Raw genomic sequence first — 19,793 nt, forward strand, 5'->3', positions numbered from 1 at the left:
CCGTGCCCCGGCAACGGGCCTGGATCGCTGACGTCTGGGCTCGCAAGGACGTACGGGACGCCTTGGCTGCCGCCAGCCCGGCACTGTGTCGGCAGGTCGAGGCCGTGGTGTCAGGAGCATGCACGGAACCGCGGCGAGTGCGCAGAACCGTCCTTTCGCTGGTTTCCTACCTGCTGCGCTGGCAGCGGCGCGCTACCCCCTTCGGTCTGTTCGCGGGCGTCGCCCCCGTAGGAACCGCACACGAACCCAGTGTGGCCTGGGGTGGAAAACACCAGGTGTCAGCCCGGCCGGACGGCGAATGGCTCACCGACGTCATCAGCCGCTTGGACCAGTGCCGTGAGCTGCGTGAACGGCTGCATGTCGTTGCCAACGACACCGGGCAGGCACGGGGCGACCGGTTCGTGGCGCCTGGACCGCCCGCTGACGGCCGCGCACGGCACATGGCTCCGCTCGAAGTATCGGTACGCCGCACTCGCCCTGTGGCAGCGGCCCTAGAAGAGGCCCGTACCCCGATCCGTTACGGGGAGCTTTGCGCTCGTCTCGCCCGACTGTTCCCCACCGCGGGAGAGGACCGGATCAGGGCGGTCCTGGACGGCCTGATCGACCAGAACCTGCTTGTGAGCAGCCTGTGGCCGCCGATGACCTGCCTGGACACCCTGGGCTATGTGTGCGCTGAACTGGACGCCGTCCGTGCCCAGGGCATCGACGCGATCGCGCCCCTCGTGGCGGAACTCCGCACGATCCGCGACGACCTCGCCGAACGCAGCCCTGGGGCCCTTGCAGAAAGCAGCCGGGACTCCGTAGTGGAGCGGTTATGGAGTTGCGATCCTCAGCCACCCCGGAGGGTGGCTGCCACACGCTCCCGCACGACGACGCCTTGGTTCTGTAGTGGGGTTGCGATCCTCAGCCACCCCGGAGGGTGGCTGCCACACCTGTCCCGTGTACACGCTGCAAGCCGGTGCGGGGTTGCGATCCTCAGCCACCCCGGAGGGTGGCTGCCACAGCACCTGAAGTGCGCAAACACCACATTGCTTGGCGACGCTCACGACTCAAAAAAGGGTGAAAGTTCCCAAGCAGACACAAACCTCCTTGAGAACCCCCCTGTAAATCCATGACCACTTCAGGTTCCCAACCACAGCACCAACAAGACCGCCCCGGGGAAGAAGCCAGGCCGGATGCTACTCCACTCCTCCGACACAGACCTGGGAACCGACTCTTGAATCCAAGAGAGCAAAGATCCCCGGCCGACGCGGACCGTGGTCACACCGTCCCCTGAACCTCCTCACCCGCACCATCCGCACCCCCGCCCCCGACCCCCCCGGTGGGTTCCCGATGATCTTGGCCCCAGTGCCCTCCTCGGTCGCGTTCATGGCTCTGGGGCCATAGCCGCCAGCGGCTCTGGGTGAGGCGCCCGTGCGGACGCTTCCGTATCTGTACGATCCGTGACCATGACGACGGACGCCGACCGGCTGCCCGGAACGGCCGCCGCGGTCCCCGTGCCGGGCCGACGCGGGCGGCGCAACGACCCCGGACGTCGCGACCGGATCATCGACGCCTGCCTCGACGTCATCGTCGAGCAGGGGGTGGCGGGGGCGTCGCACCGCAAGATCGCCGCGGCTGCCGGGGTGCCGCTGGGGTCGATGACCTACCACTTCACCGGGATGGACGAGTTGCTGCGCGAGGCGTTCCGCCGGTTCGCGCTCGGCGTGTCCGCCCGGTTCGAGCGGCGCATGCTCGACGCCCGCGACGCCGAGGAGGCGAAGGCCGCGGTGGTCGCGCTGATCACCGCCGACCTCCTGAGCTCCCGGCGCGACCTGGTGCTGACCAGTGAGCTGTACACCCTCGCGGCCCGCAAACCGGAGTTCCGGGACCTGACCAACCGGTGGATGGCCCGTTCCCGGGCCGCCCTGGAACGCCATTTCGACCCGGTCACCGCCCGTCTGCTGGACGCCCTGATCGAGGGGCTGACCCTGCACCGCGGCCTGGACACCGAACCGCACGACACCGCCGCCGTGGTCGAGGCCGTGGACCGGATCACCCGGTGCGGGAACTGAGGGGCGGCCGCGGCCTGTCGCCGGTCCGGCGGCCGGTTCCGGCACGCCGCCCCGCCCCGGTGCCAGACGGGCCTGCGTGCCGGGCCCCGGGCGTTCCCCCTCCCTCATAGGAACGCTCCCACAAGTATGTACGATCGTACTCATGCCTGCCCCGCTCCGGCGCCTCCGCCTGTCGCTGTTCGCCCTGACCCTGATCGTGGGCCTGGGAATCTCCTCGTGGGTGACCCGCACCCCCGCCATCCGCGACGCGGTGGACGCCTCCACCGCCGGGATGGGAGTCCTCCTGCTCGGCCTCTCAGTCGGCTCGATGGCCGGAGTGCTGACCGCGGGGCCGTTCGTGCGCCGCCTGGGCGGCCGTCCCGTGATCGCGGTCGGCACCGTGCTGGCGGTCGCCGGAGTCGGCGTGGTCGCCCTCGCCACCGCCGCGTCCCTGACCGCCGGGGTGTTCGTCGGGCTGCTGCTGGTGGGGGTCGGCGGGGGACTCGGCGAGATCGGCCTGAACATCGAGGCCGCCGCGGTCGAGGCCGCCACCGGCCGTCCCGTCCTGCCGATGCTGCACGGCAGCTTCAGCCTCGGCACCGTGATCGGCGCCCTGGTCGGCATCGGTCTCACCGCCGTCCGCTTCCCCGTGGTCTGGCACCTGCTGGCCGTCGCCCTCCTCATGGCGGTGCTCGCGCTCTGGGCCCTGCCGGGCGTTCCCGCCGGCACCGGCCGGACTCCCGCCGCGGCCCCGGCCCGCGCGGACGCTCCGGCCGGGCGGCGGCCGAGCGTGTGGCGCGACTCGCGCCTGCTGCTCATCGGTGTCGTCGTGCTCGCCATGGCGTTCGCCGAGGGGGCGGCCAACGACTGGCTGCCCCTCCTCATGGTCGACGGTTACGGGGCGTCCGAGAGCGGGGGCTCCCTGGTCTACGCGGGCTTCGCCGTCGCGATGACCGTCGGCCGGTTCGCGGGCGGTCCCGTCCTCGTCCGGTTCGGCCGCGCCGCCGTGCTGTCGGCCAGCGCGCTGTGCGGCGCGGTCGGGGTCACGGTCGCGGCGCTGGCGTCCCATCCCGTGGTCGCGGGCGTCGCGGTGGCGCTGTGGGGGCTCGGGGCGTCGCTCGGGTTCCCCGTGGCGATCTCCGCGGCCGGCGACGACCCCGAGCGCGGCGCCGAGCGGGTCAGTGCCGTCGCGACCAGCGGGTACCTCGCCTTTCTCGTCGGCCCACCGCTGCTCGGCCTCCTCGGCGAGCACGCCGGGCTGCGCCGGGCCATGTTCGTCGTCGTCGCCCTGCTGCTGGCCGCCGCGGTCGCGGCCAGGGCCGCTGTTCCCGGGCGGCGGGCGGAGCGGGACGGTCGCGGCCCGGTGAAGTGGTCCGGACCGCCCCCGCCTCCGGTGCCGTCCTCGGCGGCGGACAGCCCCGGGGAGGCCCCGGTGCCCGGGGTGGCCGGCCGGACGGCTGACCGCGCCGCCGCCCGGCCGACCGCCGTCGCTAGTACGGGAACACGCCGTCGGTGGCGGCGCTCCCGCTGCAGTGGTCGCCCATGATCCGCGAGTAGTAGAGGCCGTCGCCGTCCCAGTGGCCGGCAGCGGTGAACCGGACCGGCCAGTACACCGGAGGGCAGGGAACGAAGCGGGTCGGCAGCGCCTCGAAGTCGCCGTCGACCGCGCGCAGCGAGTCGCAGGCTTCCTCGGGGGTGGGGTGGGTTCCCCCGTCGGGGCCGCACTCCAGGGTGAAGAAGTGGAAGGAGCCGCCGGAGCCCTCCAGCGGCTGGATGATGAGGCTGAGGAAGGCGTTGGGTCCGTCGGGCGGGGAGTCGGCGGCGGCCGGGGCCGCGGTGAGGGGGAGGACGCAGGCGGCGACGGCGAGGGCGGCCGCGGTTCGACGAAGTGCCGGTACACGCATGGGGGGACCTTTCCGCTGGGACGGCGGGACTGCGTCGTGGGTGCTCCCACCGCCTCGGCGGCGCCCGTCGCGCCCCCGGGGCGGTCCACGGCACGCCTCCACTGTAGTAAGGCCCCTGCCGGGAGGGGAACCCTCCGCAACCGTGCTTCTCCCCCGCGTCACGGGAGGCCGGTTCCCGGCCCGGCCGCCCGCGCGGCAGGCGTGCCCGGGGCACGGTTCTGCGAACGCGGACTTTAGGCGCGCCGCGCCAGGCTTCGGGGCATGGCCGCCTCCTACTGGAACCACAACACGCATTACCACCGGCTCGTGCTGGACGAGGTGCCGGACGGCTGCGCCGCGGCGCTGGACGTGGGCTGCGGCGACGGCCTGCTGCTGGAGAAGCTGGCCGGGCGGGCCCGGCGGGTGACGGGGGTGGACCGCTCCCCCGAGATGGTCCGCCTGGCCCGCGAGCGCACCGCCGGCCTGGGGTCGGTGACCGTCCTGGCGGCGGACTTCCGCGACGCCGTGGGGAGCCTGCTGCCGGAGGGCGGGTACGACTTCGTCAGTGCCGTGGCGGTGGTCCACCACTGGGACTTCGCCGAGGCGGTCCGGGGGATGGTCCGCCTGCTCGCGCCCGGCGGCCGACTGGTGGTCGTCGGCCTGGCGCGCAACCGCACCCCGGTGGACTGGGCGGTGAGCGGCCTCGGGGTGCCCGCGGCGCGCTGGCTGGCGTGGCGGCACGGCGGCGAGCACGATCCGGTCGGCATGCCCGTCGCCGACCCGGTCCTGTCGTGGGGCGAGGTCCGGGCGGAGGCGCGGCGGCTGCTCCCGGGCTGCCGGTTCCGCCGCCACCTGCTGTGGCGGTACTCGCTCACCTGGCGCAAACCGCTCCGCAGCCGCTGAGACAGCGCTGTTTGCCAGGGAGCGATCCGGGGGAAGCGCATTACGATGTTGATCATCTTCCCCCGCTCCCCCTACGTGGACGAGGATCGCGCTGATGAGTGACGACCGCTACGAGACCGTGTGGCCGCCCCCCGAACTCGACTTCAACAAGCCCACCATCGCCCGCGCCTACGACGCACTGCTCGGCGGCAAGGACAACTTCGCCGCCGACCGCGCCCTGGCCGACTACGCCTGCCAGCACATCCCCGGGCTCAAGGAGTCCGCCGTGGAGAACCGCAAGGTGCTCGTCCGCGGGGTGCGGTTCCTCGCCGGCGAGGCCGGCATCGATCAATTCCTGGACCTGGGCAGCGGGCTGCCCACCGTGCAGAACACCCACGAGGTCGCCCAGGCGGTCAACCCCGACGCGCGTGTCGTCTACGTGGACATCGACCCGATGGTGCTCACCCACGGCCGGGCGCTGCTGGCGAAGAACCCCAACACCTCGGTGTTCACCGGCGACGTGCGGGAGCCGGAGGTCATCCTCGGCCACCCCGACGTGACCCGCATGATCGACTTCGACCGTCCCGCCGCGATCATGCTGGTGGGCATGCTGCACTACCTGTCCCCCGAGGTCGTCGACCCGGTGGTGGCGGCCTACCGGGAGGTGCTGGCGCCGGGCAGCTACCTGTTCATCACCTCGCTGGTGGACACGGGGCTTCCCGCGCAGCAGGAGCTGGCCCGTATCACCCGGGAGAACCTGGAGGAGGGCTGGGCGCGCACCCCGGCCGAGATCGAGCGCCAGTTCGGCGACTTCGAACTGGTGGAGCCGGGTGTCGTCTACACCGCGCTGTGGCGTCCCGACGAGCCGGTCGATCCCGACAGCCTCACCCCCGGGGAGCAGTTGGGAATGGCCGGAATCGCCCTCAAGAAGTCCTGAACGGAGCCTCCCGCCGGTCTCCGCCGTTTCCGCGCGGCGGGCCGAGGAGTCCGCCGCACAGCAGTACAACGGTTTCCCAAAAACCGTGAAGGGGACGGTATATCACGTCCCCTTCACGGTTGCCGGGCGCCACCGCTCACCCGTGGACGGCCTCGTATTCCTCCACGATGGCCTTCGGGATGCGGCCGCGTTCACTGATCTGCTTGCCCTGCTGTTGCGCCCAGGCACGGATCTGCGCACTCCTCTCCCTGCTGAGTACCGTCCGCTGCTTGCTCTTGGGCGCACTTCGCCTGCTCGGAACCCTGCGGGCGGCCTCGATGAACGGAGCGAGTTCCTCACGCAGCCGCTTGGCGTTGGAACTGCTGAGGTCGATCTCGTAGGAGGAGCCGTCGAGCGCGAACGTGACTGTCTCCTCGGCCTCACTCCCGTCAAGGTCATCAATGAGAAGGACCTGGACTTTCTGTGCCATGAATCTCTCCTGAGAAAACCGGAAAGCAATTGGCCTCGTCGGCCAGTACTCCCCCTTCATCCCCTGAGCACGGAGCTCAAACCTGGGAGGGAGATCCACTGGTCCAGTACCCCTGAAAACAACAGAATTGTTGCACGTGTTCCGGCCCCGCGGATACCGGGTTCCGTGGCCGGGAGACCGGCTTCCCGCTTTGCGGTGTCCTCGGGCCCGGTCTTGGGCCGCCGGAACGGATCCCGCTGATCGGCCGCGCCGGACGGTCCGTCGCGGCTTTCCGTCCGCGATCGGGGTCCGGTGGGGGAAGCGCCGCACCGGACACCGTGTCCCGGAGGCCGGGTTCCCGCGCGGGAAATACGGTCGTCTTCCGCGGTCGCGGATATTAGGGTGATCGCCCGGAACCCCGTATCGAGGAATGCCGTGAGGAGCGTTCGTGGGCACCGATGGATTCTCGCCCTCCCGTCTCGGCCGTCTGCGCCGGGCCCTGTCCGCCCATGTCGCGCGTGGTGCGCTGCCCGGCCTGGTGGCGCTGGTGCACCGCCGGGGCGAGACGCACGTCGAGGTGGTCGGCACGACGGCGGTCGGGGGGACGGTTCCGATGCGCCGCGACACGGTTTTCCGCATCGCGTCGATGACCAAGCCGATCGTCGCGGCGGCCTCGATGGTCCTGGTGGAGGAGTGCCGCCTGCGCCTGGACGACCCGGTGGACCCGTTCCTGCCCGAACTGGCCGACCGCAGGGTGCTGCGGCGGGTCGACGGCCCGTTGGACGACACCGTTCCCGCGCGGCGTCCCCTCACCCTGCGGGACCTGCTGACCTCCCGGTGCGGTTTCGGTCTGGTGGCCGATCCGCCGGACACGCCGATCCAGCGGGCGATGGACGAGGCCGGGCTCTCTCCCGGTCCGGTTCCGTTCCCGCACTCCGCCGACGAGTTCCTGCGGCGGCTGGGGGAGCTGCCGCTGGCGTGCCAGCCCGGTGAGGCGTGGCTGTACCACACCGGCTTCGACGTCCTGGGGGTGCTGATCGAGCGTGCCGCCGGCCAGCCGCTGGAGTCCTTCCTGCGGGAACGGGTCCTCGACCCGCTGGGGATGCGCGACACCGGCTTCCACCTGCCGGCGGAGCGGACGGAACCGCTGCCTCCGTGCTATCTCACCGATCCGCGCACCGGCACGCCCGTGGAGGTGGCGGACGCCCACGACTGGCACCGTCCGCCGGTCTTCGCCTCGGGCAGCACCGGGCTCCTCTCGACCGCCGACGACTGTCTGGCGTTCCTGCGGATGCTGCTGGACGGGGGCCGCCACGGGGACGAGCGGGTGCTGTCCCGCCGTTCGGTGGAGTTGATGACCACCAACCAGCTCACCCCGGAGCAGCGGGCGGGTGCGAGGGTGGTGCTGGACGACCACGCCGGGTGGGGCTTCGGGCTGGCCGTGACGCTGCGCCGTGACCTGCTGGAGGGGTCTGTGGGCCGGTTCGGCTGGTCGGGCGGCTGGGGCACCACCGGCTACGCCGACCCCGAGGAGGGCCTGGCAGGCGTCCTGCTGACCCAGCTGGGCCTGGACTCCCCGCATTCGCCCCGGCTCTTCTCCGACTTCTGGGTCTCGGTCTACCAGGCGATCGAGGACTGAGGGCGGTTCAGCCGCCGGTCCGTCTGGCGGCCGCGGGCCCGTTCGCTGCCCCGGCACCGCGGTCCGGCGACCGCGTGGTCCCGAAGGCCGAGGAGTGTCCTCCGCCGCGGGCCTTTCGGTCCGGGCTCCGGGTCCGTTCGGGGGCGTGGGATCGGGAGGCGCCCCCTTTCGGGCCGCGCCGTGTCGGGCGCGGTCGTCGCCGCGTCGGAAGGGGAAATCCGGGCTGTTCCAGTCACCCGGAAAACACCATAGGGTCGTACCGTAAAGGGTTCCGCTCTCCTTCGTTTTTGTTTCGTGCCATCTTCAACCGATCCGCTCCGCCCGCGCAGCCCACGGACGGCACGGAACTCTTCAGAACGCATTCGGACAGAATCGGACACCTCGGAGCACCGACGTGCACGGATACCGGCGCCGCTGAACCGGCTACGCGGACCGGCCGCCCCGCCCAGCGAATATTCAGACCGGACATAGCGGACTCATCCCTTGTGCCGGGGATTGCGTCGCACGACCGTTCCGGTAACTTCTTTCCCACGGCTCAACTTTTCGTGAAGGGATTCACCGTCTCTTCCTCACGGCGACGGCCCGCCCTTTCCGGGTCGTGTCCGGGCAGGCGACCCATTCACTTTCACGACCAAGGAGTGGAGACTCCGTGATCGTTTGTCCCAGCACCAGCGCGTCCGCCGGAGTCCGGGAGGTACGAGGATGACCTCCGACCTGCTCAGTCCCAGCGGACCACACCCCTCACTGCGCCGGTCCGCGCCCTCGACCGTCTACCGGGTCGCGCCCGACGCCCTCCCCAAACGGGTGCGGCGCGGCTCCGACGGGATGTTCTACGGCGAGGTACCGCTGATCCCCGTCCCCGAGGACGAGGTGAACCGCCGTCCCCGGGACACGCGGGGACGCGGGGAGCCGAGCCGGTCGTCCCCTCCCACGGCAGTCCCCGACCTGGACGGACACGACAACCGACCCGACCCCATGACCGCCACCACTCCAGCGGAGTTCGTGGCGGCCATGCGTCTCTTCCGCCGCTGGGCGGGCACCCCCTCCTACCGGAGGATGCAGCAGAACTGCGGCAACCGGTGCTCCGCCACCTCGTTCCACACCGCTCTGAGCCAGGACAAGCTGCCTAAACTCCCCCTCGTCGAGGCGTTCATCATCGCCTGCGGAGGCACCGACGAGGAGTACCGCCGCTGGGCCACCGCCTGGCGCAGGCTGGAACTGGGAGGCGGGGACACCCCCACCCCCGCGTCCCGGCGTCCCGAGCCCTGAGCCGACGCGGCGCCCGTCCCGGCGCCGGTCCGACCGCCGAGTCGCGTGCCCGATCCGTGCCTGTCCGGTCTGCCGCGGCGGCCGTGCGGACGGCAGTGCCGCCGGGGGCCTCGCAACCACGGACCCGTCGCCCCCGGCGGCACGTTCAGGGGGTCAGGCGCTCCTGGCGGCGACCGCGTCGATGACGAGGAAGCCCACCAGGGAGACCGTCCAGACGGGCATCAGCCACCCCAGGGCGACGGCCACCGCGACCGCCACGGCCTTCGCCCACAGGGGCAGTCGGCGCCAGGCGCCCCGCGGGAACGGCCGTCCCAGGGCGAACCGTTCGCGCGTGGTGGGGCGGCGCTGCCACCACATCCGGTAGCCCCACCCGATCAGGAACAGGACGCCCAGCGCCAGGGCGGTCAGCGCCACCTGGTTGGGCAGGCCGAACAGCAGCCCCATGTGCGCGGCGATGCCCCAGGTGGTCATCTTGGCCATGAACGGGTAGTCATCGAACCGCAGCACGTCGACGACCTCCCCCGTCATGGGGTCGACCAGGGCCGAGTCCTGCTGGACCGGCCACTCCCGGCCGGTCTCGGCGACCTTGTACGCCTGGGTCTCCGACGCCGGGTACGTCACCTCGATCGGCCCGTCGAGGCCCGCTTCGCGTACCGCGCCCACCACCTGGTCCACGCTGACGGCGAGGTGGTGGTGTCCGTGGCCGTCCCCGGCGGCCGCGCCGCCCTCGCCGTGGTGCCCCTCCTCGAAGACCTCCGCGCTCAGCGAGGGGGTCTGCCAGTTCAGCGCCTGGCGGAGGGTGCCGATGTTCTGCCCGGCGTGGGCGGACCAGGTCAGTCCGGTGGCCGCGAGCGCCAGGACGCCGACCAGCGCCCACACGCCCACGGCTCCGTGCCAGGACATCGTCCTGCGCCGTCCGGCGGCGCCCCGCTCGGGCAGCAGGACGCGCCGCACCCGGGCGCCGGTGCGGCCGCGTCCCACCCACAGGACGACGCCGCCCAGCGCCACCACCCACAGCCAGCTGGCGGCCAGTTCGCTGTAGAGGCGGCCGACCTCGCCCAGGTGCAGGTGGCGGTGGAGCATGCTGATCCAGGTGCGCACCGGCAGCGCGCCGCTGTTGCCGTAGACCTCCAGGGTGCCGAGCACCTCGCCGGTGTAGGGGTCGACGAAGACGCTGGAGCGCACGCTCTCCCCCAGGCCGTCGACGTCGAACATGACCCGGGTGCTGTCCTCGGGGCCGCCGAGGCGGATCGCGCTGAGGCTGCCCTCGGGGTGGGCCTCCAGCGCGGCTTCGACCTGCATGCTGACCGGGAGCGGCTGCCCCTGGTCCGCCACGCGCAGCTGGTCGGCGTACATCCACTGCTCCAGCTGCGGGGTGTAGGCGTAGAGCAGACCGGTCACCGCGGCGACCACGATGAACGGCGCGACCAGGACTCCGGCGTAGAAGTGCAGGCGGAGGACGAGCGCTCGGAGCGGTGGCCACACCGACGTCGGCGGGGTGTCCCCGGACGGCCGGGAAGCCGTTCCTGTTTCGGAGGGCCGTGGGGCGTGTTCCTGTGTGGACATGCTTCTCCTTCGGTATGTGCCCCCACAGTGGACAGGACGGAATGACTCCGCACGTTCCCCCACACGACGGTCATTCACTGTGAATTGTCGTACAACTACCCAGAGTTAAACAAGGCGTCCGCCGCCACTGCCGTCCCGCCCCCATGAAAAACGTGTTCTCGGCCGCGGAAAAGGCGAGAATCGGAAACCATGAGCGACCACACCGACCGCGTCCCGCTGCGCGACCGTCTGCGCGCGATCCCCACGTTCGCCACCGAACTGCCCGAGTTCGCCCCGGACCGGGCCCCCGACAGCCCGGTGGCGCTGTTCGTCGAGTGGCTGGAGGAGGCCCTGCGGTCGGGGGTGCCCGAACCGCACGTGGTGAACCTGGCCACCGCCGACGCCGCGGGCCGCCCCTCCTCCCGGTTCCTGATCCTCAAGGACGTCGACGAGTCGGGGTGGCGCTTCGCCTCCGACTCCACCAGCCCCAAGGGCCGCGACCTGGCCGCCAACCCGAACGCGGCGATCGCCTGCTACTGGCCGAAGCAGGGCCGTCAGATCCGGGCCCGCGGACCGGTGGTGCCCGAACCGCCGGAGCGCAGCGCAGCGGACTTCCTGGCCCGCTCCCCCGAGGCGCGTGCCGAGGCTCTCGTGGGCGGCCAGAGCGAACCGCTCGTCTCGGCGGAGGAGCGCGCCGCGGCGGTGGCCCGGGAACGGGAGCGGATCGCGGCGGCTCCCGACACGGTCTCGCCCACCTGGACGCTCTACACCCTGCAACCCGAGAGCGTGGAGTTCTGGCAGGCCTCCCCGGACCGTCGGCACATCCGGCTGCGCTACGACCGGGAGCTGTCCGGGGAGTGGAGGCGCACCCTGCTGCGCCCGTGACTCCCTGCCGCGGCCGGGAGCGGCGGCTCAGCCGACCAGCAGGAGCAGCAGCCCCGCCAGCGCCGACACCAGCGCCCCGCCGCCCAGCAGCAGGGCGCCGAGGGGCCGCCCGGTCTCGGCGGGCGGCACGGCCTCGCCGTGTTCGATGCTGAGGCGGCCGTCGTCGGGCGCCACCAGGACCGGGTGGCCGTCCCGCAGTTCCACCCGGCCCCGCACGACCAGGGGGTCGCCCACCCGGATGGCGCGTTCCCGGTACTCGAACTCGATCGTCTCGCCCCGGAAGATCCCGGAGATGCGGCCCTTGACCCGGCCCAGCAGGTCGTCGGCCGGGGCGGGGACGCCCCGCTGCGGGCGGCTGACGACACGCTGGAGGCACAGGTTCACCCGGGTGGTGTCCGCCTCTCCCGGGTCCACCAGGATCGGCTGCTCGCCCGGCCGCCCCCCGTCGGGGCCGGTGAGGGCGAACAGGTCCGCGGACCCGTAGTCGGCGATCGAGTCGTCGCCCAGCACCTGCTCCCGCTCGCCGGTCTCCTCCAGGGTGCGCCAGGTGGCGTAGTGGCGCACCACCTCGTGGCCGTGCCAGACGCACTCCACTCCGGCCAGCCGGGACTCCGTGGTCCCCGTCGGTCCGGCCGCCGCCAGGCCGTGCAGGGTGACCTCGCTGCCGGCCAGCGCGGTGAACGCCCCGGGCCGCAGCGCGGCGAGCGCGCGCCGCTGCAGCCAGCGCCGGAGGGCGAGGAAGCCTGCGGACGCCAGAATCGCCGCGCAGACAAGGAGGGCAATTCCGATCACCAGCATGGAAGCCGCCTCTTCTCCGTTGTCGTTCTGCGCGGGCCGCCCGTGGTCCGTGCTCCTTGTCCGTTCCCTACTTCTTTACCAGGATCTGTCGCGGGATCGGGCCACAACGGCCTTATCGGCGAACGCCTCCAGTGATACCGGAGACGGGCGACGCCCGCGCGAATGACGGGTGGACGGCACCGGAGAAAAAGGCGAAGACCGTGGTGGGCGGGATGGTGTCCGCTCCGCCGCGGTACCGCGGCGGGTACGGACGACCGCTCCGCCACCGCTACCCTCGGACACTATGCAGCCTGAGATTCATCCGGAACTGGCCAAACTGTCGTTCCTGCTGGGCCGGTGGGAGGGAGTCGGCGTCGCGGGCTATCCGGGCGTCGAGGAATTCCGGTTCGGTCAGGAGATCGAGTTCACCCATGACGGCCACCCCTACCTGAACTACCGGAGCAGGGTGTGGCGGGTCAACGAGGACGGTTCCCTGGGAGAGCCGGTGACCTCGGAGTCGGGGTACTGGCGGGTCCGGTTGGGCGAATCCGCGCAGCAGCAGGACCCCGAGCAGCCGCCCGTCCACCTGGAGGCGCTCATCTCCCACCCCGAGGGGTTCAGCGAGGTCTACCTCGGCACCGTCTTCGCGCACCGCGTGGAGATGCGCACCGACGTGGTCATGCGCACGGAGACGGGGCTTCCGGCCGCCGCGGGCCACCGACTGTACGGGTTGTTCGGCGACAACCGCGAGACCCTGGGGTACGCCTGGGACCTGGCCGCCGACGGCAACGAACTCCAGCCGTACATGTCCGCCCAGTTGAAGCGGGTCGCCGCAAGGTCGTGAGCGGGAGGCGTCCGGGCATAGGCAGACCCTCGGGCGTCTTGTCCGGCGTGCGCCGGGGCCGGTCGGACAAGGCCGGCCACCCGAGGGTCCGGGTGTCCACCGTGGATTCGCCTGGGCGATCCGATCGTGGTCGCCCTAGCGGGCGAACACCTCGCGTGTCCGCAAAGAAATCACTTTCGGACCACCTCCTTTCTCGCGTGCCTCCGACGTTACGCGTACCAGGGTGATCAGGGCAAACACTTTTTTTCCGGGCGGGCTGCCCGGTGTTCGGGCCAGGTGTCCGCCCATCCGGCCGCCGCGGGGGCATAGGCTCACAGATATGACTTCGCCGCTGCTCACGCGTCCCGGCGCGGTGGCCGCCGAGACGCCCGACACCGACATCGCCGCCCACTACGGGGAGCCCGCCCAGGAGCAACGCGCCCTGGAACGCGGCTCGGGCTGGGTCGACCGGAGCAACCGGGGCGTCGTGCGCGTCGCGGGCCCCGACCGGTTGGGCTGGCTGAACGACCTCACCAGCCAGCACCTCCGGGACCTGGCCCCCGGGACCGCCACCGAGACCCTGGTGCTGGACGCCAACGGCCGGATCAAGCACCACCTGTCCGTCGTGGACGACGGCACCGCGCTGTGGGCCCACGTGGAACCGGGGACCGCCGCCGACCTCGTCGCGTTCCTGGAGTCCATGCGGTTCATGCTGCGGGTGGAGGTGGCGGACCTCAGCGCCGAGCGCGCGGTCGTGACCGTCGTGGGCCCCGAGCGCGCGACCGTCCTGGACGCGGTCCGCGACGCCCTGCCCGCCGAGACCGTGCTGCGTTCCACCGTGGACGAGACCGACCTCTTCCTCCCGGCCGAGGCGCTGGCGGCCGTCACCGACGCCCTGACCGCCGCGGGGGCCCGTCCCGCGGGGCTGTGGGCCTACGAGGCGCGCCGGATCGCCACGCACCGGCCCCGGCTCGGGCTGGACACCGACCACCGCGCGATCGCCCACGAGATGGGCTGGATCGGCTCGGCCGTGCACCTGGAGAAGGGCTGCTACCCGGGCCAGGAGACGGTGGCACGCGTGCACAACCTGGGCCGTCCACCGCGCCGCCTGGTGATGCTGCACCTGGACGGCACCGCCGAGCGGCTGCCCGAGCGCGGAGCGGCCATCGAACTCGACGGCCGCTCCGTGGGGTTTGTCGGCTCCTCCGCCCGCCACTTCGAACTGGGTCCCATCGCGCTGGGACTGGTCAAGCGGACCGTCCCGGTGGACGCGGAGTTCGTCGTGGACGGCATCGCCGCCGGCCAGGAGGTGGTGGTCAGCCCCGACACCGGCGCCAACGCGCAGATCTCGCTGCGGCGGCGCCCCAGTTGACCCGGCCCCGGGTCAGTGGAGTCGGAACACCTGGGACCCGGCGGTCTCGTAGTCGCTGTACGCCTTGGCCACGTAGGTGCCGGGAAGGGCGGAGGAGAAGATCTCCCGGCAGTCCGGCCAGGAGCGGGTGCGGTCCCAGGTGATCTCCACGGTGTGGGGGACGCCCCGGTGCAGTTCCACCGGCTCGGCGGTCGGCTCCCCGACGCAGTCGACGCTGGACCAGATGCGGTCGTCCCCGGAGGTGATGCGCAGTTCCAGGGTTTCGGTGCCCACCTGGGCCGTGCAGTTCTCCGGGCTGGTGCTGACCAGGGTGAGGGTGAAGGTGGGCTGGACGCCCGCGGCGTAGTCCTCCCGGTCCGAGCGGACGGTCACGACCACGTCCTCGGGGCCGCAGGGGGCCGCGGCGGGCCGGGAGCCGCCGCCTGATCCGTCCGAGGCGGCGCCGGAGACGGAGCCGTCCCCGCCGCCTCCGGAGGGGGACCCGCCGTCGCCCGCGCCCCCCTCCTCGGGGGTGTCCGCGTCCTCCTCGTCGTCGGCGTCGTCCGGAGGAGAGGCTGGGATACTGGGGTCCGCCGGCTCCCCGCCGTCGGAAGCGGCCCCCGCCTCGATGTCGGAGCCGGAACTCGCCGGGGTGGTCGCCTCCCCCTCGTCGTCGGAGGGGCGGCAAGCGTACACGATCAGCGCCAGTACCGCGAGTAGCCCCGCCAACAGAAAGACACGCCGCCGCCAGTATGTCGCCCTGCTCACCGGTCCCGAAGCCATGACCGTAAGTATCCCGGCTTTCGAGGTTTTACACCTACCCGACCCGCCGTTGGAACTCTGATTGTCTATGACCGAAAACCCCTACTGCACAGCAGTTCTCGCCTGGTATGAGGGCAACGCCCGGGACCTCCCGTGGCGCTCCGCCGACGTGACCCCGTGGGGCGTCCTGGTGAGTGAGGTGATGCTCCAGCAGACCCCGGTGGCGCGGGTCCTGCCCGCCTGGCTGGCGTGGCTGGAGCGCTGGCCGACGCCGGCGGACCTGGCGGCCGACTCCGCCGGTGAGGCAGTGCGGATGTGGGGCCGCCTCGGTTATCCGCGCCGTGCGCTGCGGCTGCACGCGTGCGCCACGGCGATCGTGGAGCGGCACGGCGGCGAGGTGCCGGACTCGCACGACGCCCTGCTGGCCCTGCCGGGGGTGGGCGTCTACACCGCGGCGGCGGTGGCCAGTTTCGCGTTCGGGCAGCGGCACGCCGTGCTGGACACCAATGTGCGGCGGGTCCTGGAGCGCCTGGTGAACGGCAGGCAGTATCCGCCCAAGGCGCCGACCAGGGCCGAGTACCGGCTCGCCGAGTCGCTGCTGCCCGCCGAGCCCGCGGTGGCGGCGCGCTGGGGGGTGGCGGTGATGGAGTTGGGCGCCCTGGTGTGCACCGCCCGCTCTCCCCGCTGCGGGGACTGCCCGGTGGTCGACCGGTGCGCGTGGGTGCTGGCCGGGAGGCCGCCGCACGACGGTCCGCCGCGGCGCGGGCAGCGCTACGAGGGGACGGACCGCCAGGTGCGGGGCAGGCTGCTGGCGGTGCTGCGGGAGGCTCCCGGTCCGGTGCCCAAGTCCGTGCTGGACGCGGTGTGGGACGAGGCGGCCCAGCGGGAGCGGGCCCTCGACGGTCTGGTGGCCGACGGCCTGGTCGACCCGCTGGAGACGGGCGAGTACGCGCTGCCCAGCTGACGGGTCCCGCCGGTCAGCTGGGTTGCACGGACAGGCCGCCGGAGCAGGGGGCGCCGGGTTCGGGGGTCTGCGGTCCCCGCTCGTAGACGCGGAGGAAGTCGACCACCCGGGTGTCCTCGGGGCTGTCCACGGCGAGCTGCTTGCCCCAGGCGGACAGCACCACCGGGGCGGGCAGGTCCGGGACCGGGCTGATGATGACGTAGTCCCCCGCCGAGTACAGGCCGTGCAGCAGCGCCACCTGTCCGGGGTCGAGGTCCGGGTCGTGGGTGATCCACACCGCGCCGTGCTCCAGGGAGTGCACGGCGTTCTCCGCGGGCACCTGCGTGGTGTAGACGCCGCAGTTCAGCCACACGGCGTTGTGGTCGCCGCCGACCGGGGGGTGCTGCGGGTAGTCCACAATCCCCTCGACGTGGTTGTAGGAGGGGACGTCGAAGGTCTGCGTTCCGGGGACGTCTCCGGACTCCTCCGTCCCCCGGGCGGCTTCCGGGCGGTTTCCGGGGCCCGGGTCGCCGCTGCCGCCGGCTCCGCCGGTGTCTCTGAGGGCCACGGCGACCACCACCACCGCGACGGCGACGAGGACGACCGCGCCCGCCGAGATGCCGATGATCCAGCCGAGCGCTCCGGAACCGCGCCGGGCCGGGGGCTGCTGGTACGGGCCCGGCGGATGCCACCCGTGCGGTCCGGGCGGCCCCTGGTGAGGGGGAGGCCCCTGGAACGGGGGTCCGGGCGGTCCTCCACCCGGGGGCGGGGGGCCGGGAGGCTGCTGCGCAGGATGGGTCACAGCCGTCGACCCTACCGCCACTGACCCTTCCCCCGCAGACCGGTTGCCGTCACCCATCGGTCACGACGGGTGGCGGCCGCGGGGACGAGAGGAGGGGCGGTCCGTGGACCGCCCCTCCTCCTCGTGTGTCGGGTGCGTACCGGTCGGCGCGGGCCGGGTGCGGGGTCAGCCCTGCTGGGCGCCCACTTCGGCGGTCTCCGGCACCGGCTGCGGCTTGGGCACACCGCGGAAGGTGAACTTGGCCTCGGTGCCTTCGCCCTCGGCGTCGACGATGACGATCTGGCCGGCCTTGAGCTCGCCGTAGAGGATCTTCTCCGACAGGGTGTCCTCGATCTCGCGCTGGATCGTGCGGCGCAGCGGCCGGGCGCCCAGCACCGGGTCGTAGCCCCGCTCGGCGAGGATCTTCTTGGCGTTCGGCCGGACCTCGATGCCCATGTCGCGGTCCTTGAGCCGCTCGTCCAGCCGCGCGACCATCAGGTCGACGATGGCGAAGATCTCCTTCTCGGTCAGCTGGTGGAACACGATCGTGTCGTCCACGCGGTTGAGGAACTCGGGCCGGAAGTGCTGCTTGAGCTCCTCGTTGACCTTGGCCTTCATGCGGTCGTAGTTGGTCTTGGTGTCGTCGATCCGCGCGAAGCCCATGGGCTGGCCCTTGGAGATGTCCCGGGTGCCCAGGTTGGTGGTCATGATGATGATCGTGTTCTTGAAGTCGACGTTGCGCCCCTGGGCGTCGGTGAGGCGCCCCTCCTCCAGCACCTGGAGCAGCGAGTTGAAGATGTCGCCGTGGGCCTTCTCGATCTCGTCGAACAGCACCACCGAGAACGGCTTGCGCCGCACCTTCTCGGTGAGCTGGCCGCCCTCCTCGTAGCCGACGTAGCCGGGAGGCGAGCCGAAGAGGCGGGACACGGTGTGCTTCTCCATGAACTCGCTCATGTCGAGCTGGATCAGCGCGTCCTCGTCGCCGAACAGGAACTCCGCCAGCGTCTTGGACAGCTCGGTCTTACCCACACCGGACGGGCCGGCGAAGATGAACGAGCCGCCGGGGCGCTTGGGGTCCTTCAGGCCCGCACGGGTGCGCCGGATCGCCTGGGAGAGCGCCTTGATGGCGTCCTCCTGGCCGATGACGCGCTTGTGCAGCTCCTCCTCCATGCGCAGCAGGCGGGAGGACTCCTCCTCGGTGAGCCGGAAGACCGGGATGCCGGTGGCGGTGGCCAGGACCTCGGCGATGAGCTCCTCGTCCACTTCGGCGACGCTGTCCATGTCGCCGGCCTTCCACTCCTTCTCCTTCTGGGCGCGCTTGGCCTGGAGCCGCTTCTCGTCGTCGCGCAGCGCGGCGGCCCGCTCGAAGTCCTGGGCGTCGATCGCGGCTTCCTTGTCGCGCCGCACCTTGGCGATCTTCTCGTCGAACTCGCGCAGGTCCGGCGGGGCGGTCATGCGGCGGATGCGCATGCGCGACCCGGCCTCGTCGATCAGGTCGATGGCCTTGTCCGGCAGGTAGCGGTCGCTGATGTAGCGGTCGGCCAGCTGCGCGGCGGCCACCAGTGCGCCGTCGGTGATGGACACCCGGTGGTGCGCCTCGTAGCGGTCGCGCAGGCCCTTGAGGATCTCGATGGTGTGGGAGATCGTGGGCTCGTCGACCTGGATGGGCTGGAAGCGGCGCTCCAGCGCGGCGTCCTTCTCCAGGTACTTGCGGTACTCGTCCAGCGTGGTGGCGCCGATGGTCTGCAGTTCGCCGCGGGCCAGCATCGGCTTGAGGATGGAGGCCGCGTCGATCGCGCCCTCGGCGGCGCCCGCGCCGACCAGCGTGTGCAGCTCGTCGATGAACAGGATGATGTCGCCGCGGGAGCGGATCTCCTTGAGGACCTTGCGCAGCCGCTCCTCGAAGTCACCCCGGTAGCGGCTGCCCGCGACCAGGGCCCCCAGGTCGAGCGTGTAGAGCTGCTTGTCCTTGAGGGTCTCGGGGATCTCGCCCTTGACGATCTTCTGCGCCAGTCCCTCGACCACCGCGGTCTTTCCGACACCGGGGTCGCCGACCAGGACCGGGTTGTTCTTGGTGCGCCGCGACAGCACCTGCATGACCCGCTCGATCTCCTTGTCGCGACCGATGACCGGGTCGAGCTTGCTCTCGCGGGCGGCCTGGGTCAGGTTCCGGCCGAACTGGTCCAGCACCAGGGAGGTGGACGGCGCCGACTCCGAGGCCGTGCCGGCGGCCTGCGGCTCCTTGCCCTGGTAGCCGTGGAGCAGCTGGATGACCTGCTGGCGCACCCGGTTGAGGTCGGCGCCCAGCTTCACCAGCACCTGCGCGGCGACGCCCTCGCCCTCGCGGATGAGGCCGAGCAGGATGTGCTCGGTGCCGATGTAGTTGTGTCCCAGCTGCAGCGCCTCGCGCAGCGACAGCTCCAGGACCTTCTTGGCACGGGGGGTGAAGGGGATGTGGCCGGACGGGGCCTGCTGCCCCTGCCCGATGATCTCCTCAACCTGCTGGCGGACGGCTTCGAGGCTGATGCCGAGGCTCTCCAGGGCCTTGGCGGCGACGCCCTCGCCCTCGTGGATGAGGCCGAGCAGGATGTGCTCCGTGCCAATGTAGTTGTGGTTGAGCATCCTGGCTTCTTCCTGCGCCAGGACAACCACGCGCCGTGCGCGGTCGGTAAACCTCTCGAACATGTCTCGTCGCTCCTCACAGAGCGGTCAGGCAGGGACGGAAGTTCCGACCCTCACTTTTCCGCCTATCGGCCCCCGAGGCGAAAGGGAACCCCCGGGGCACTTTCGCACCCGTCTACACCGCGCCGACCGGCTCCCCGGACGGCCACACGA

Annotated in this window: 18 protein-coding genes; 11 read left to right on the forward strand and 7 right to left on the reverse strand. The window is 71.8% G+C overall.

Going from position 1 to position 19,793, the window contains the following annotated elements; all coding sequences use genetic code 11:
• Nucleotides 1–2 precede the first annotated feature (2 nt).
• From FOF52_RS22185 to FOF52_RS15605, 3 genes are all read left to right on the forward strand, one after another.
• The gene (locus tag FOF52_RS22185) at nt 3–1,115 is read left to right on the forward strand and encodes a lantibiotic dehydratase family protein (protein WP_425265554.1); all 1,113 of its coding nucleotides are present in this window, start codon (nt 3–5) and stop codon (nt 1,113–1,115) included.
• Between the two features lie 333 nt (nt 1,116–1,448).
• Nucleotides 1,449–2,054, forward strand: a complete 606-nt coding sequence (locus FOF52_RS15600; RefSeq protein ID WP_248590674.1) for a TetR/AcrR family transcriptional regulator — start codon at nt 1,449–1,451, stop codon at nt 2,052–2,054.
• 142 nt (nt 2,055–2,196) lie between these two features.
• Nucleotides 2,197–3,579 (forward strand): MFS transporter, encoded by a 1,383-nt coding sequence (locus tag FOF52_RS15605; RefSeq protein WP_248590675.1) that lies wholly within the window; start codon nt 2,197–2,199, stop codon nt 3,577–3,579.
• On the opposite strand, the gene FOF52_RS15610 is transcribed toward FOF52_RS15605, so the two are convergent.
• On the reverse strand, nt 3,524–3,937 hold the full coding sequence (locus FOF52_RS15610; RefSeq protein ID WP_248590676.1) for an SSI family serine proteinase inhibitor: 414 nt from the start codon (nt 3,935–3,937) through the stop codon (nt 3,524–3,526). The two genes, FOF52_RS15605 and FOF52_RS15610, sit on opposite strands and share 56 nt — an antisense overlap.
• Nucleotides 3,938–4,198: 261 nt before the next feature.
• Here FOF52_RS15610 and FOF52_RS15615 point away from each other — a divergent pair, with 261 nt between their 5' ends.
• Together FOF52_RS15615 and FOF52_RS15620 are read left to right on the forward strand one after the other, a co-directional pair.
• Complete coding sequence (locus FOF52_RS15615) at nt 4,199–4,819, forward strand: class I SAM-dependent methyltransferase (protein WP_248590677.1); 621 nt, start codon at nt 4,199–4,201, stop codon at nt 4,817–4,819.
• A 94-nt stretch (nt 4,820–4,913) separates the two neighbouring features.
• Entirely contained in the window at nt 4,914–5,735 is an 822-nt protein-coding gene (locus FOF52_RS15620; protein ID WP_248590678.1) for an SAM-dependent methyltransferase, read from the forward strand.
• Nucleotides 5,736–5,871: 136 nt separating this feature from the next.
• Here the strand turns inward: FOF52_RS15620 and FOF52_RS15625 are convergent, their stop codons facing one another.
• Nucleotides 5,872–6,204: a histone-like nucleoid-structuring protein Lsr2 gene (locus FOF52_RS15625; protein ID WP_248590679.1), complete on the reverse strand. Its 333-nt coding sequence runs from the start codon at nt 6,202–6,204 to the stop codon at nt 5,872–5,874.
• A 427-nt stretch (nt 6,205–6,631) separates the two neighbouring features.
• Here FOF52_RS15625 and FOF52_RS15630 point away from each other — a divergent pair, with 427 nt between their 5' ends.
• Entirely contained in the window at nt 6,632–7,822 is a 1,191-nt protein-coding gene (locus FOF52_RS15630; RefSeq protein ID WP_248590680.1) for a serine hydrolase domain-containing protein, read from the forward strand.
• A 702-nt stretch (nt 7,823–8,524) separates the two neighbouring features.
• A complete protein-coding gene (locus FOF52_RS15635; RefSeq protein ID WP_248590681.1) occupies nt 8,525–9,091 on the forward strand; it encodes a hypothetical protein in 567 nt (188 codons plus the stop codon).
• A 153-nt stretch (nt 9,092–9,244) separates the two neighbouring features.
• Here FOF52_RS15635 and FOF52_RS15640 read toward each other — a convergent pair whose 3' ends face one another.
• Entirely contained in the window at nt 9,245–10,657 is a 1,413-nt protein-coding gene (locus tag FOF52_RS15640) for a PepSY-associated TM helix domain-containing protein (protein ID WP_248590682.1), read from the reverse strand.
• A gap of 189 nt (nt 10,658–10,846) precedes the next feature.
• Between FOF52_RS15640 and FOF52_RS15645 the strand changes: the two genes are divergently transcribed.
• Nucleotides 10,847–11,521, forward strand: coding sequence for a pyridoxine/pyridoxamine 5'-phosphate oxidase (locus FOF52_RS15645; RefSeq protein ID WP_248590683.1), 675 nt, complete (start codon nt 10,847–10,849; stop codon nt 11,519–11,521).
• Between the two features lie 27 nt (nt 11,522–11,548).
• Here FOF52_RS15645 and FOF52_RS15650 read toward each other — a convergent pair whose 3' ends face one another.
• On the reverse strand, nt 11,549–12,319 hold the full coding sequence (locus FOF52_RS15650) for a hypothetical protein (protein ID WP_248590684.1): 771 nt from the start codon (nt 12,317–12,319) through the stop codon (nt 11,549–11,551).
• Nucleotides 12,320–12,602: 283 nt separating this feature from the next.
• Here FOF52_RS15650 and FOF52_RS15655 point away from each other — a divergent pair, with 283 nt between their 5' ends.
• A complete protein-coding gene (locus FOF52_RS15655) occupies nt 12,603–13,142 on the forward strand; it encodes a nitrobindin family protein (protein WP_248590685.1) in 540 nt (179 codons plus the stop codon).
• A gap of 319 nt (nt 13,143–13,461) precedes the next feature.
• Nucleotides 13,462–14,493 carry a CAF17-like 4Fe-4S cluster assembly/insertion protein YgfZ gene (ygfZ, locus tag FOF52_RS15660; RefSeq protein ID WP_248590686.1) on the forward strand — a complete coding sequence of 344 codons (1,032 nt, stop codon included), beginning with the start codon at nt 13,462–13,464 and terminating at the stop codon, nt 14,491–14,493.
• A gap of 12 nt (nt 14,494–14,505) precedes the next feature.
• Here ygfZ and FOF52_RS15665 read toward each other — a convergent pair whose 3' ends face one another.
• Entirely contained in the window at nt 14,506–15,201 is a 696-nt protein-coding gene (locus tag FOF52_RS15665; RefSeq protein ID WP_248590687.1) for a hypothetical protein, read from the reverse strand.
• Between the two features lie 121 nt (nt 15,202–15,322).
• Here FOF52_RS15665 and FOF52_RS15670 point away from each other — a divergent pair, with 121 nt between their 5' ends.
• Nucleotides 15,323–16,198, forward strand: coding sequence for an HhH-GPD family protein (locus FOF52_RS15670; RefSeq protein WP_248590688.1), 876 nt, complete (start codon nt 15,323–15,325; stop codon nt 16,196–16,198).
• Nucleotides 16,199–16,211: 13 nt separating this feature from the next.
• Here FOF52_RS15670 and FOF52_RS15675 read toward each other — a convergent pair whose 3' ends face one another.
• Nucleotides 16,212–16,979 carry a DUF3105 domain-containing protein gene (locus FOF52_RS15675; protein ID WP_248590689.1) on the reverse strand — a complete coding sequence of 256 codons (768 nt, stop codon included), beginning with the start codon at nt 16,977–16,979 and terminating at the stop codon, nt 16,212–16,214.
• A gap of 165 nt (nt 16,980–17,144) precedes the next feature.
• Nucleotides 17,145–19,643: an ATP-dependent Clp protease ATP-binding subunit gene (locus FOF52_RS15680; protein ID WP_248590690.1), complete on the reverse strand. Its 2,499-nt coding sequence runs from the start codon at nt 19,641–19,643 to the stop codon at nt 17,145–17,147.
• Nucleotides 19,644–19,793 lie beyond the last annotated feature (150 nt).

The organism is Thermobifida alba, from assembly GCF_023208015.1.
GTDB classification, from domain to species: Bacteria; Actinomycetota; Actinomycetes; order Streptosporangiales; family Streptosporangiaceae; genus Thermobifida; species Thermobifida alba.